This window comes from Mycobacterium sp. NPDC003449 (assembly GCF_053588415.1).
This window is the reverse complement of sequence record NZ_JBSFPX010000051.1, coordinates 1-12790: the sequence shown is the minus strand read 5'-3', so window position 1 is coordinate 12790 and position 12790 is coordinate 1. Positions and strand designations below refer to the sequence as shown.

The window sequence follows — 12790 nt, the reverse complement described above, 5'->3', positions numbered from 1 at the left end:
GCAGTCTCGGGTCGCAGAGCTATCCGCTCTTGCGCCGGAACTCGCGGCGGTTCTCCACCGGACCGTGCGCGCGGGGCTGGTCCCGGCCACCGTCCTTGTGGTCAGCTCCCCCGGCCGATTTCGCCTGCTTGCGTTCCAGCGCCTCCCGGAACTTACGTTTGGTGTCGTCTTCCGGTGTCTCAGCCATAGCGGCAGCGTAGCGCGCGGACGGGGCCGACGTCATCGGGTTTTGACTGCCGACGGCGCGCCTACCGCAGGCCCGGCGGCATACCGTACAGATGAGTGATCGGCAGCGTCAGCAACACCCTGCGGTCGTCGACCATGGCGCGCCGGTAGTCGTCCCAGTCCGGGTGTTCACCGGCGATATTGCGGTACAACGCGATCAGCGCCTCGACCGTATCGTCGCCGGGCGCGGCGGCGGGCGGGGTGAGCACGGCGTCCCCCTCCGCGACCGCATACGCCCAGCCGTCGTCGGAACTCACGTGGAGCGAGGCCCTCGGATCGCGGCGCAGGTTGCGGGTCTTGGCCCGCGGTTCGGTGATCGACACCTCGACCGCGACCGCCCGCGGATCGAAGTGGTAGGACACATTCGACAGCTGCGGCCGCCCGTCCTGTTTGATCGTCGCGAGCACCCCCATCGAGTTGCCGCAGATCAATGCCAACAGCTTGTCGTCGAAAACCTGACGCCCCATATGACGAGCCTACGTCTCTAGGATCGGGAAAATGACCGGTCTGTCTGGCATTCCTCAAATCGACGGCAACACCCTCGACGGTGTTTCGGCCACCACGCTGTGGACGCTGCACAATCGTGCGACCGAGGCGAAGCGGTCCGACGGGTCGATCCGGGACCCGTGGGCGGTCAGCCTGTTCGACACCATCGCCTACGACTACCGCAAGTTCGGCAAACCGAACCAGTCCCACGCGTTGCGCGCAGTGGCGTTCGACGCCGCCACCCGCGAGTACCTGTCGGTGCATCCGAAGGCCTCGGTGGTGGCCCTGGCCGAAGGTCTGCAAACCAGCTTCTGGCGGCTGGACCAGGCCGGTGTCGCCGACGAGTTGACCTGGTATTCGGTCGATTTGCCACCGGTGATGGCGCTGCGCGAACAGCTGCTGCCCGACGACGACCGCATCGTGGCGCTGGCGCAGTCGGCACTGGACCGCAGCTGGATGGACCGGGTCGACGCGTCCGACGGGGTGTTCATCACCGCCGAGGGCCTGTTGATGTACCTCGAGCCCGACGATGTGCTGAACCTGATCGAGGACTGCGCCGCACGCTTCCCCGGCGGCCGGTTCATGTTCGACTTCATCCCGCACTGGTTCAGCAGGCGCACACTGCGGAGTTTCAAGCTCTCGGACCGTTACATCGCCCCGGCGATGCCGTTCGGGCTGACCCCCGACGAGGGGCTCGCGCTGCCCGACCGCATCCCGGGTGTGCGGGCGGCACGCGACGTCAACTACTCGCCCGGCCGCGGCATCTTCAAGCTCCTGGCGTCCCCGGCACTGGACCGGGTCAGGCTGCTGCGCCACAACCGGCCCGGCATGACCCTGCTGGAGTTCGCGACGTGACGCGGTACGTGGCCTTCCTGCGTGGCGTCAACGTCGGCGGGGTCAACCTCAAGATGGCCGATGTGGCGAAAACCCTGGCGGACGCCGGGTTCACCGGTGTACGAACCATTTTGGCCAGCGGCAACGTGTTGCTGCACAGCCGCGCCGGCGCCGGCGCGGTCCGCGCGACCGTCGAGAAGGCGCTGCGCGAGGCCTTCGGCTACGAGGCCTGGGTACTGGTCTACGACGTTGATCAGGTGGCGGCGATCTCGGCGGGCTATCCGTTCGAGCGGGAGGTGCCCGACCATCATTCCTATGTCACCTTCGTCAGCGACCCGGACGTCCTCGACGAGCTCGCGGCCCTGCCCGCGGGTGCGGGCGAGAAGATCCGGCGCGGCGACGGCGTCGTCTACTGGCAGGTGGCGCGGACGGCGACACTGGACAGCACGATCGGCAGGACCATGGGCAAGAAGCGCTACAAGTCCTGCACCACCACCAGGAACCTGCGCACGCTGGAGAAGGTGTTGGGTTGAGACCGCTTCGGTAGATTCGGCCGGGTGACATTGAACCCGCCCCGCACCAAGGTGTCGCTGACCGGAGTTTCGGAGACCGCCCTGCTCACGCTGCAGGTGCGGGCCCAGGAGGCGCGCCGATCCGACCGGATCCTCGACGACCCGATGGCGGTGCGGTTGGTCGACACGATCGATTTCGACTTCGCCAAGTTCGGCTACAGCCGCCGCCAGGACATGGCGTTGCGGGCACTGACCTTCGACGGGGCCACCCGCGATTATCTGCGCGACCATCCCAAGGCCACCGTTGTAGCCCTGGCCGAGGGCTTGCAGACCAGCTTCTACCGGCTCGGCGCGGCCGGCTTGGGCGACCAGTTCCGTTGGCTCACCGTCGATCTCCCGCCCATGGTGGAGCTGCGCGATAAGTTGCTGGAGCCCTCGGACCGGGTCACCTCGTGCGCCCAGTCGGCGCTGGACTTCAGCTGGATGGACCGCGTCGACCCGGCCGACGGGGTGTTCATCACGGCCGAGGGTCTGCTGATGTATCTGCAGCCCGATGAGGCGATGGGGCTGATCGGTGAGTGCGCCCGCCGGTTCCCCGGCGGGCAGATGGCCTTCGATCTGCCGCCGGCCTGGTTCGCCGCATGGGCCCGCCGCGGTATGCGCACGTCCAGGCGCTACCGGGTGCCGCCGATGCCCTTCAGCCTGACCCCGGCGCAGGCCGCCGACCTGGTGAACACCATCCCCGGGGTGCGGAGCGTGCGGGAGATGCCGCTGCCCGCGGCCAGGGGCAGGGTCTACAACGCCCTGGTGTGGGCGGTCCAGCGGCTGCCGCTGCTCGATCCGGTCCGGCCGGTGCTGACCCTGCTCGAGTTCGGCTGAGCGGGCACCGGCGCGGTGCCGAAATGCAACGGATGACGGATGACACCCTTCGCCGAGCGTGGGGGATATACACGCAACCGACCCGGTTTTCGTACATAAGTCCCACGCTCGGCGCGAAAATCGCAGGCGTCAGTCGAACACCGCGTCGAGGTAGCGCAACGCGTCGGATTTGCCGATGCCGAGCGCCCTGGCCGCCTCGGCGAACGAGTTCGCGGCGGCCGCCATCGCGGCGTCGGCCGGATCGGCGCGGGCGACGAAGGTGCCGTACCGGCCCCGGGTCTCCAGGACCCCTGCCGCCTCCAGCTCCCGATACGCCCGTGCCACCGTATTGACCGCAAGCCCGATCTGACCTGCGAGTTCACGCACCGTGGGCAGTCTGGTCCCCGGCGATAACCGCCCGTCCCTTATGCCCTCGATGATTTGAACCCGAAGCTGATCGAACAACGGCTTGGCGCCGTCACCGTCAACATGAACCCAATCCCCCAACTCGGCCACGTGCCCAGTATCGCCCAAAGCCGCTACGTTGGGTGGCGTGAAAGTGACTGTGCTCAGCGGGGCAGGTATCTCGGCCGAGAGCGGTGTCCCCACTTTCCGCGATGTCGAGACCGGTCTGTGGGCGAACGTCGACCCCTACGAGATCTCCAGCACGGAGGGTTGGCAGCGGCACCCGGAGAAGGTGTGGGCCTGGTACCTGTGGCGGCATTACATGATGGACGGGGTCGAACCGAACGACGGACACCGCGCCGTGGCCGCCTGGCAGGATTACGCCGACGTCGAGGTCGCCACCCAGAACGTGGACAACCTGCACGAGCGGGCGGGCAGCACGAAGGTTCACCATCTGCACGGCAGCCTGTTCGAATTTCTTTGCGACGCTTGCGGTTCACAGTTCGAGGGCGATCTGCCCGAGATGCCCGAGCCGGTCGAGGCCGTCGAACCGCCGGTGTGCGTGTGCAGTGGCCTGATCCGGCCGAACGTGGTCTGGTTCGGCGAGGCCCTGCCCGAGCGGGCCTGGCAGCGGTCGGTGCTCGCGGTCAGCAGCTCGGACCTGGTGGTGGTGGCGGGCACCAGTTCGGTGGTCTACCCGGCCGCCGGCCTGCCCGAGGCCGCGCTGGCCGCGGATATCCCGGTGATCGAGGTCAATCCGGAGCGCACCCCGCTGTCCGACAGTGCGACGGTGTCGCTGCGGGAGACCGCGGCCACCGCTCTGCCAGGGCTTTTGCAGCGGCTGCCGGCCCTATTGGACGGGTCGCAGCGCGCGGCCGATGGCGAACTCCGACACCGGTAGCGGCACCCAGGCCGGCATGGTCGACTCGCGCCTGGCGCCCTCGACCGCGAAGCCGGCAGCCGCGATGGCCCGCTCGGTGTACCGATGAGTGTGACAGTTGCCGAACAGCCGCGGCCACACCGTGGCATCGGCGAGCCGCTGCAGCCGCGCCCGGTGGCCGGTGCCGGCGACGTGCTCCAGATAGCGCAACTCACCGCCCGGACGCAACACCGAGAACAGTTGCCGCAGGACGGTATCGGGATCCCCGATCGAGCACAGCACCAGCGAGCAGACCACCGCGTCGAACGGCTGCGCACTCGCGAACCGCTCAATGGTGTCGCCGGTGACAGTGACCGGAACCGGCGCACCGGCCGCGGACCGGCGGGCGGCCTCGGCGAGTCGGCGTTCGGGCTCGATCGCCACCACCTCGGCCACCGTCGTGGGATAGAACGCGAAGTTGGTCCCCGTGCCCGCCCCGACCTCAAGCACCCGGCCGGTCAGCCCGGCCAGGTTCTCGCCCCGCAGCCTGCGCAGCGATTCCGGTTCGTGGGCCGCCAGGGTCTTCCACAGTCCGGCGAAGAACGGGTTGTCCACGGTTCCCACGTCAGCCATCGGCGAATCCCTTCATCCGTGCCACCATCTCCCCCGGCGCGAGGTCGGTCCCGATGATGCCCGAGACGATCTGTCCGGTGCAGACCGCCCGCAATACCCGGTCGGTGAAATCCTCGGTGTCACCCCACGGCAGGTACGGCTTGGCGATCAACATGGCGGCCACCCCGTGCGCGGCCGTCCACAGCTCCAGGGCCATCGCGGTGGCGTCGCCGCTCGGGTAGATCCCCTCGTCCATCAGGATCTGCACGGTGGTGCGCATGTGGACGAAGGCCGAGCTGTTCAGCGTCACGTCGACATCGCTGCCCGGCCTGCCCTCACCCATCGTGGCCAACCGGTACAGCTCGGGGGTGCGGCGGGCGAAGCTCACATAGGCCAGCCCCTGGGCGCGCAGCACCTCGATGGTGGACGGCTGATCGACCGCCACCCGCTGCATCTCCCGGTCCAGCTTCTCGAAGTACCGCGCGCACACGGCGTCGAGCAGCGCGTCCTTATCGGCGAAGTGCAGGTAGATCGACGGCGGCGTGACACCGACCCGCTGAGCCACCGCCCGGATCGAAACCGCCTTGGCGTGACCGGTTTCCAGCAACAGCTCGGTCGCGGCGTCGAGGATCTCGTCGCGCAGCATCTCCCCCGAGCCGCGCGGGGCGCGTCTGCGCCGCAGGGGTTCGTCCGCCACGTTACCGAGCCCCGGCACGATCGTGCGGTGCCGCCGGCCCCGGTGCGGCGCCTGGTGGCGGCCCGGCCGGTTCACCGGACTCGCTGATACCGATCCTGCGGTGCAGGCGGGCCAGCGGTGCCGGTGCCCACCAGTTCCACCGGCCCATCAGGTGCATGAAGGAGGGCACCAGCAGCATCCGGACCAACGTGGCGTCGACCAGGATCGCCACGGTCAGCCCGAGGCCGAACATCCGCATGAACGCCACCTGGGCGGCGATCAGCGCCGCGAACGAGATCGACATCAGCAGGGCGGCCGCGGTCACCACCCGGCCGGTGCGGGCCAGACCGAGCGCCACGCTCTCGTCGTTGCGGACGCGAGGGGCGAGCCCCGGCTGGTCCCGCTCGGAGGTCAGCCAGTACTCCCGGATCCGCGACACCAGGAACACCTCGTAGTCCATCGACAGGCCGAAGGCGATGCAGAACAGCAGCACCGGCAGGTTGGCCACCAGGGTTCCGGTCGGGGTGGTGCCGAGCGCCCCGAGATGTCCGTCCTGGAAGATCCAGACCAGGGCACCGAACGCCGCCGAAAGCGATAACACGTTGAGCACCAAGGCTTTCAGCGGAAGGATCACACTGCCGGTGAGCAGGAACAACAGAATGAAGGTGATCGCGGCGATCACCCCGAGCACCAGCGGCAACCGTGACGTGATCGCCTCCGAACTGTCCCGGTTGACCTGGGCCAGCCCGGTGAGCTGCACATCGCCGGGCGCGGCGACGGCGTGCAGGGCGTCGAGTTGGGCCTCCGAGGCATCGCTGAACAACGGTGCGTCGCTGCCGACCGTCAGATACGCACTGCCCCCGGCCAATCCGGTGGCCGCCGCGGGCGGCCCGACCCGGCGGCCGTCGACGAAGGTGCCGCCGGGTGCCGACACCGCGACCACGTCGGTGACCCGGGACAGGTCGCCGGCGTAGCGGTCGAGTTCGGCCGGCGTGACACCGGTGGCGTCGGGCAGCACGACCGTCACATCGGTCGCCGAATCGACGGCGAAATCGTTGCGCAGGGTGTCACCGATCTGGCGGGCCGACGCCGATTCCGGCAGCACCCGGTCGTCGGGGAAACCCCATTTGATGCCGAGGAACGGTGCGCCGAGCACCAGCAGCAGCACGACGATCGCGAGCCCGACCGGAACCGACCGGCGCATGACGGTTTTCGTCGACCGGTACCAGAAGGTCTGCTCGATCGGCCGGTGCACCGGTTCGGGCCGGGAGAACATCCGGCGGGCCACCCGGCGGACGTCGAACGCGTCCAGCCGGTCGCCGAGCAGCACGATCGCCGCGGGCGCCAGCACGATCGCGGCGAAGGCGGCCAGCGCGACCACCGCGATCCCGGCATAGGCGAAGGATTTCAGGAAGTACATCGGGAACAGCACCATGGCGACCATCGACAACGCCACCGTCATCGCCGAGAACAGCACCGTACGGCCCGCCGTGGCCATGGTCCGCCGCAGCGCGGCGTCCCGGTCGGCGCCCTCGGCGAGTTCGTCGCGGTACCGGCTGACGATGAGCAGCGTGTAGTCGATCGCGAGCGCCAGACCCATCGCGACGGTGAGGTTGAGCGCGAAGATCGACACGTCGGTGACCATGGTGAACAGCCGCAGCACCGCGAGCGAACCGAGGATCGCGAAACCGCCGACCGCCAGCGGCAGGGCCGCCGCCAGCAGCCCGCCGAACACCCACACCAGCACCACGAAGCTCAGCGGGATGGCGATCGACTCCATCATCAACAGGTCCTTCTCGCTCTGCCCGTTGATCTGCACGTACACCATGGCCTCGCCGCCGGCCCGCACCGTCACACCGTCCCGGTCGTGCACCAGCCGGCCGGTCAGTTCCTTGGCGTGTTTCTGCGCCCCGCTCTCACCGCCGGTGATCCCCGCGACGATCAGTCCGGTTTTGCCGTCCTCGCTGATCAGCGCCGACGCGGCGGGCCCGGCCGGCCCACCCGGCGCGGTCCAGGCCGAGCTGACCTGGGTCACATAGGGCGACTCCCGCAGTTGTGCGGCGATATCGGTGCCGGTGCGGGTGGCCGCGGCGCCGCGCACCCCGTCGGCGGCGGTCACGCTGATCACCAGTTGCATATCGCCGCGGTCGAATTTGTCCGCCAGCAGCCGGGTGGCCTGCGCCGATTCCGCGGTGGGGTCCTGGAATCCGCCGGCGGACAGGCTGTTGGCGACCGGGACGCCGAAGATCCCCGCGGCCACCATGACCAGGGCGGCGATGACGAGGACGCGGCGCGGCGCGGCGAGTGCCAGGGTGGCGATCCGGTTCAGCACGGCATGTCCTCTCGGGCCCGAACAATAGCGCCGTTAACTTAACTACGATAACTTAGGGCTGTCAATCGCTCGGTTTGCCGATAGACACGAGGCGCGGCCCCGGATTGTTCACACTGGTTGTTCACACTCCGGCTAACCGCCATACGGCGATGAGTTTCGCGACGACGAAGGGTCTGGCTGCTCATGACGAACAACACCACCGCTCTCGCCGGCTCCACCGGCACCACCGACACGATGACCGACACCGGACTGCTGATCCTGCGCATCGCCACCGGCGCCGCCATGATTCAGGCCGGCCTGATCAAGGCCTTCGACTTCGACACCACTGTCGAGTTCATGGAGTCGAGCGGCTGGCGGCTGCCGGCGTTCGGCGCCTTCATGGTGACCGCGGCCGAGACCCTCGGCGGCATCGGCCTGCTGCTCGGCCTGCTCACCCCGCTGGCCGCATGCGCGGTGATCGGCGCCATGGTCGACGCCTGGGCAGTCAACATATCGGCGGGCACCTTCTGGTCCGACCCGTTCAACGTGCCGTTCCTGATCGCCTTCGGCGCGGCCGCTCTGCTGTTCACCGGCGCCGGCGCGCTGTCGGTGGACCACCGGATATTCGGCCGGTCCCGCGCCCCGCGGGCCGTCGCGGTGGGCCTGCTGCTGATCGGCGTCGCCGTCGCGATCGTCACCTGGATCGCGCTGAACGGGACCAACCCGTTCCAGGTCACCGCACCGGCCGGCTGATCGGACGGGCTACCGGCCGGAAACCTACCCAGAAGTAGTATTGCCACCATTTTCCGAATCGTGACTCAATGAATCCTTAATGGTGACCAATACGCTCAGTGCCATGTGGATCGACGACACCAGTGCCGATGTCATCAAGGTCGACTTCGAGGCTCTCTACCACGGCGATGTCCTGGTCGAGGGTGACACCTCGGAGCAGTTCGACGACCTCCAGACGCTGCCAACCGCGGTATGAGAAAAGCGCGCGCCTCGCAGCGCGCGCTTCCCGGTGGAGTTTGCCCGGTCGGGCGGCTCCCTGACCAGGATCTTTGATCCGACAACGAGACGGTCCTCGCTATGCGAGGACCGTTTCTTTGACTGAGGCCTCGCCCTCACCCGCGCCGATCATGTTGAGCAGGCGCCCACCGATCAGCACCTCGGCCTCCGACACCATCCGCGACACCAGATCGCCGACCGCCGGAATGTCGTTGATCAGCCCCATCGACGTACCCACCGACCAGATGCCCGCGTCCAGGTCGCCGATCTCATAGACCTTGACCCCGCGCTTGCCGGCCACCAGATCCTTGACGTCTTCGAACTGACCGCCGTCCTTGAGGATCTGCACCACCTCACGCGACACCGTGTTGCTGGCCACCCTGGCGGTATTGCGCAGCGGCCGGAAGATCAGCTCGGTGTCGAGCTCGCTGCCCGCCACGATCGCCTCCTTGACGTTCTGGTGGATCGCCGATTCGGCGGTGCACATGAACCGCGAGCCCATGTTGACGCCGTCGGCGCCCAGCGCCAGCGCGGCCACCAGGCCACGGGCATCGGCGAAACCGCCCGAGGCGATGAGCGGGATGTCGATCTTGGCCGCGGCCGCCGGGATCAGCACCAGCCCCGGGATGTCGTCCTCGCCCGGATGCCCCGCGCACTCGAACCCGTCGATGCTGATGCCGTCGACGCCCAGGCTCTGGGCCTTGATCGCATGCCGCACCGAGGTGCACTTGTGCAGCACCTTGATCCCGTTGGCGTGAAACATCGGCAGGTGCGGCGCCGGATTGGAGCCGGCCGTCTCGACGATCTTGATCCCGGCGTCGACGATGACCTGGCGGTACTCGTCATAGGGCGGCGGGTTGATGGTCGGCAGGATCGTCAGGTTCACCCCGAACGGCTTGTCGGTGAGCTCACGGCACCGCTCGATCTCGCGGGCCAGGTCGGCCGGCGTCGGCTGGGTCAGCGCGGTGATGAAGCCCAAGGCGCCCGCATTGGCGACCGCCGCGACCAGTTCGGCGCGCCCCACCCACTGCATGCCACCCTGCACGATCGGGTGCTCGATCCCGAAGACCTCGGTGAACTTCGTGTTGAGAGTCATCGCGATTACCTCGGGGCCATCCGGATCGCGCCGTCGAGGCGGATCACCTCGCCGTTGAGCATCGGGTTCTCGATGATGTGCTGCGCGAGCGCGCCGTACTCGGCGGGGTCGCCGAGCCGGGCCGGGTGCGGCACCTGCTGGCCCAGCGAGCGCTGCGCCTCCTCGGGCAGCGAGCCCAGCAGCGGGGTCTTGAACAGGCCGGGGGCGATGGTGACCACCCGGATCAGCTCCCGTGACAGGTCGCGGGCGATCGGCAGGGTCATCCCGACCACCCCACCCTTGGACGCCGAATACGCGGCCTGTCCGATCTGACCGTCGAACGCCGCGACCGATGCGGTGTTGACGATGACGCCGCGCTCCTCGCCGAGCGGCTCATTCTTGGCGATCCGCTCGGCGGCCAGCCTGATCACGTTGAACGTGCCGATCAGGTTGACCTCGACGACCTTGCGGAACGCGTCGAGCGGGAATGCCCCGTTCTTGGACAGGGTCTTGACGGCATTGCCGATGCCCGCGCAGTTGACGTTGATCCGCACCGGGCCCATCGACTCGGCGACGTCGAGCGCCTTGGCCACACCGTCCTCGTCGGTGACATCGGTGGCGACGAAGCGGGCCCGATCCCCCAGGTCGGTCACCACCTCTTCGCCCTTGAGGTCGACGACCACCACCTGGGCGCCCGCGTCGAGCAGGCGTTTGGTGGTGGCCAGGCCGAGGCCGGATGCGCCTCCGGTGACGACGGCCACCGCATCTTTGATCTCCACTTACCGCATTCCTCTCCGGCCGGCCATGTGCCGACCCACTGGTTGGTTGGGGACTATACCCAGTCGCGCAGGACCGCCTCGGTGTCCGCTCCGCGCTCCCCCGGCGGCGTCGGTTCGGCCAGGGCACTGCGGGAGAACCGCGGCGCGGGCATCGGCTGCAGATTCCCGTCGTCGTCATAGAAAGTGTCGCGCTCGGCGATGTGCGGTTCGGTGAGCACCTCGGCGAACGACAGCACCGGCGTCGCACACGCGTCGGTGCCGTTGAACACCTTGGCCCAGTGGTCGCGGTCATGCTTCGCGAACGCCTCGGTGAACACCGCCCGCAGTTCGGGCCACCGGCTCACATCGTTCTGTCCGGGCAGATCGGCGGCGTCCAGACCCAACCCGGCCAGCAGCGCGGCGTAGAACTGCGGTTCGATCGCGCCGACCGCCATATAGCGTCCGTCGGCGGTCTCGTAGGTGTCGTAGTAGGGCGCGCCGGTGTCGAGCATGTTGGTGCCACGCTCGTCCGACCACATACCGGTGGCCCGAAAGCCCCACATCATCTGCATCAGCACCGACGAGCCGTCGACCATCGCGGCGTCGACCACCTGCCCCTTACCCGACGCCTGCCGTTCGAACAGCGCCGAGAGGATGCCGACGAGCAGGAACATCGACCCGCCGCCGAAATCGCCCGCCAGGTTCAGCGGCGGCACTGGCCGCTCCCCCTTGCGGCCGACGGCATGCAGCAGCCCGTTGAGCGAGATGTAGTTGATGTCGTGGCCGGCCTGCAGGGCCCGCGGACCTTCCTGACCCCACCCCGTCATCCGGGCATAGATCAACCGGCCGTTGACCTTCGCGCAGTCCTCGGGACCGAGGCCGAGCCGCTCGGTGACCCCGGGGCGGTACCCCTCGATGAGCACGTCGGCCTTGGCGATGAGCCTGAGCACCAGCTCGCGACCCTCGTCGCTCTTGAGGTCGGCGGCCACCGAACGGCGGTTGCGCAACATCGCGTCGCGCTCACCGGCGGGGACCCCGCCGCCACGGGCCGGCCGCTCGATGCGGACCACATCGGCGCCCAGGTCGCCGAGGATCATCGCCGCGTGCGGACCCGGACCGATCCCGGCCAACTCGACAACCCGCAAACCCTGTAATGGTCCCGCCATGCTCAAACCGCCCTCCGCGTGTTAGGCCTCAGTTGACCGCCGACATCGCTTACTTGTATAACCTTCTCGACTGGGACGGTCCGAACCGACCCCGACTTAAGGTGCATAGATGACTTCCGCTGAGTCCAGGACCCGCGAATATCCCGATATCGACGATGTGTCGGTGACGCTCACCGATGGTGTGCTGTCGGTGACGCTGAACCGGCCCGACAGCCTCAACTCCCTCACCCAGGACATGCTGACCGCGGTGGCCGAGGCGATCGAGCGCGCGGCGACCGATCCGGCCGTGCGGGTGGTGCGTCTCGGTGGCGCCGGTCGCGGATTCAGTTCCGGTGCCGGCCTGAGCGAGGAGGACCAGAACGCCAAGAGCCACGACGCCGCGGGCGTGCTGGACGCGGCCAACCGGGCGGTCGGATCCATCGTGGCCCTACCGAAACCCGTTGTGGCCGTGGTACAGGGACCGGCCGCGGGGGTCGGGGTGTCGCTGGCGCTCGCCTGCGACGTGGTGCTGGCCGCCGAGGAGGCGTTCTTCCTGCTGGCGTTCACCAAGATCGGCCTGATGCCCGACGGCGGTGCGTCAGCGTTGGTGGCCGCGGCCGTCGGCCGGATCCGGGCCATGCGGTTGGCGTTGCTGGCTGAGCGGCTCACCGCGGCCGACGCGTACGACTGGGGGCTGGTCAGCGGCGTACACCCGGCCGCCGAACTCGACGCCGCGGTGGACAAGGTCATCGCGAAACTGGTTTCGGGCCCGGCGGTGGCGCTGCGCAAGACCAAGGACGCCGTCAACGCGGCAACCCTCACCGAACTCGACGGTGCGTTCACCAGGGAACGCACCGGTCAGCTGGAACTGCTGGGGTCGAACGACTTCCGCGAGGGCACCCGCGCCTTCCAGCAGAGCCGGCGCCCGGAGTTCACCGACTCCTGACCCCTCCGCGAGCTCTCTCGGCGAGATCTCTCGCCGAGCAGACGCGAAAGTCCCCTGAAACCCGCTCAGACTCAATCGGT

16 protein-coding genes are annotated in these 12790 nt (G+C 68.4%); 7 read left to right on the top strand and 9 right to left on the bottom strand.

Going from position 1 to position 12790, the window contains the following annotated elements:
• Positions 1-19: 19 nt before the first annotated feature.
• Both ACWDTP_RS15435 and ACWDTP_RS15430 read right to left on the bottom strand, forming a co-directional pair.
• Complete coding sequence (locus ACWDTP_RS15435) at positions 20-187, bottom strand: DUF5302 domain-containing protein (RefSeq protein WP_450021130.1); 168 nt, start codon at positions 185-187, stop codon at positions 20-22.
• 61 nt (positions 188-248) lie between these two features.
• Complete coding sequence (locus ACWDTP_RS15430) at positions 249-692, bottom strand: PPOX class F420-dependent oxidoreductase (RefSeq protein ID WP_450021128.1); 444 nt, start codon at positions 690-692, stop codon at positions 249-251.
• Positions 693-723: 31 nt separating this feature from the next.
• Between ACWDTP_RS15430 and ACWDTP_RS15425 the strand changes: the two genes are divergently transcribed.
• From ACWDTP_RS15425 to ACWDTP_RS15415, 3 genes are read left to right on the top strand one after another with little or no spacing between them, the layout of a single operon-like run.
• The gene (locus tag ACWDTP_RS15425; protein WP_450021126.1) at positions 724-1566 is read left to right on the top strand and encodes a class I SAM-dependent methyltransferase; all 843 of its coding nucleotides are present in this window, start codon (positions 724-726) and stop codon (positions 1564-1566) included.
• Positions 1563-2078 (top strand): DUF1697 domain-containing protein, encoded by a 516-nt coding sequence (locus tag ACWDTP_RS15420; protein ID WP_450021124.1) that lies wholly within the window; start codon positions 1563-1565, stop codon positions 2076-2078. The genes ACWDTP_RS15425 and ACWDTP_RS15420 overlap by 4 nt, the downstream gene beginning before the upstream one ends.
• 24 nt (positions 2079-2102) lie before the next feature.
• Entirely contained in the window at positions 2103-2936 is an 834-nt protein-coding gene (locus ACWDTP_RS15415) for a class I SAM-dependent methyltransferase (protein ID WP_450021122.1), read from the top strand.
• A gap of 129 nt (positions 2937-3065) precedes the next feature.
• On the opposite strand, the gene ACWDTP_RS15410 is transcribed toward ACWDTP_RS15415, so the two are convergent.
• Positions 3066-3431 carry a GntR family transcriptional regulator gene (locus tag ACWDTP_RS15410; RefSeq protein ID WP_450021120.1) on the bottom strand — a complete coding sequence of 122 codons (366 nt, stop codon included), beginning with the start codon at positions 3429-3431 and terminating at the stop codon, positions 3066-3068.
• A 37-nt stretch (positions 3432-3468) separates the two neighbouring features.
• On the opposite strand from ACWDTP_RS15410, the gene ACWDTP_RS15405 reads away from it, so the two are divergent.
• Positions 3469-4221, top strand: coding sequence for an NAD-dependent deacylase (locus tag ACWDTP_RS15405; protein ID WP_450021118.1), 753 nt, complete (start codon positions 3469-3471; stop codon positions 4219-4221).
• On the opposite strand, the gene ACWDTP_RS15400 is transcribed toward ACWDTP_RS15405, so the two are convergent.
• The 3 genes from ACWDTP_RS15400 to ACWDTP_RS15390 are packed head-to-tail and all read right to left on the bottom strand — an operon-like array spanning position 4171 to position 7799.
• The gene (locus ACWDTP_RS15400; RefSeq protein ID WP_450021116.1) at positions 4171-4812 is read right to left on the bottom strand and encodes a class I SAM-dependent methyltransferase; all 642 of its coding nucleotides are present in this window, start codon (positions 4810-4812) and stop codon (positions 4171-4173) included. The two genes, ACWDTP_RS15405 and ACWDTP_RS15400, sit on opposite strands and share 51 nt — an antisense overlap.
• Positions 4805-5437, bottom strand: a complete 633-nt coding sequence (locus tag ACWDTP_RS15395) for a TetR/AcrR family transcriptional regulator (protein ID WP_450021180.1) — start codon at positions 5435-5437, stop codon at positions 4805-4807. The genes ACWDTP_RS15400 and ACWDTP_RS15395 overlap by 8 nt, the downstream gene beginning before the upstream one ends.
• Before the next feature lie 52 nt (positions 5438-5489).
• A complete protein-coding gene (locus ACWDTP_RS15390) occupies positions 5490-7799 on the bottom strand; it encodes an MMPL family transporter (protein ID WP_450021114.1) in 2310 nt (769 codons plus the stop codon).
• Between the two features lie 183 nt (positions 7800-7982).
• Between ACWDTP_RS15390 and ACWDTP_RS15385 the strand changes: the two genes are divergently transcribed.
• Together ACWDTP_RS15385 and ACWDTP_RS15380 are read left to right on the top strand one after the other, a co-directional pair.
• The gene (locus ACWDTP_RS15385; RefSeq protein WP_450021112.1) at positions 7983-8531 is read left to right on the top strand and encodes a DoxX family protein; all 549 of its coding nucleotides are present in this window, start codon (positions 7983-7985) and stop codon (positions 8529-8531) included.
• 103 nt (positions 8532-8634) lie between these two features.
• Positions 8635-8766 carry a hypothetical protein gene (locus ACWDTP_RS15380; protein ID WP_450021186.1) on the top strand — a complete coding sequence of 44 codons (132 nt, stop codon included), beginning with the start codon at positions 8635-8637 and terminating at the stop codon, positions 8764-8766.
• Between the two features lie 99 nt (positions 8767-8865).
• Here the strand turns inward: ACWDTP_RS15380 and ACWDTP_RS15375 are convergent, their stop codons facing one another.
• The 3 genes from ACWDTP_RS15375 to ACWDTP_RS15365 are packed head-to-tail and all read right to left on the bottom strand — an operon-like array spanning position 8866 to position 11785.
• Positions 8866-9882, bottom strand: coding sequence for an NAD(P)H-dependent flavin oxidoreductase (locus ACWDTP_RS15375; RefSeq protein ID WP_450021110.1), 1017 nt, complete (start codon positions 9880-9882; stop codon positions 8866-8868).
• Between the two features lie 5 nt (positions 9883-9887).
• Complete coding sequence (locus ACWDTP_RS15370) at positions 9888-10640, bottom strand: 3-hydroxyacyl-CoA dehydrogenase (RefSeq protein WP_450021108.1); 753 nt, start codon at positions 10638-10640, stop codon at positions 9888-9890.
• 53 nt (positions 10641-10693) lie between these two features.
• Complete coding sequence (locus ACWDTP_RS15365; RefSeq protein ID WP_450021106.1) at positions 10694-11785, bottom strand: CaiB/BaiF CoA transferase family protein; 1092 nt, start codon at positions 11783-11785, stop codon at positions 10694-10696.
• A gap of 109 nt (positions 11786-11894) precedes the next feature.
• On the opposite strand from ACWDTP_RS15365, the gene ACWDTP_RS15360 reads away from it, so the two are divergent.
• On the top strand, positions 11895-12710 hold the full coding sequence (locus tag ACWDTP_RS15360) for an enoyl-CoA hydratase (protein ID WP_450021104.1): 816 nt from the start codon (positions 11895-11897) through the stop codon (positions 12708-12710).
• Positions 12711-12790 lie beyond the last annotated feature (80 nt).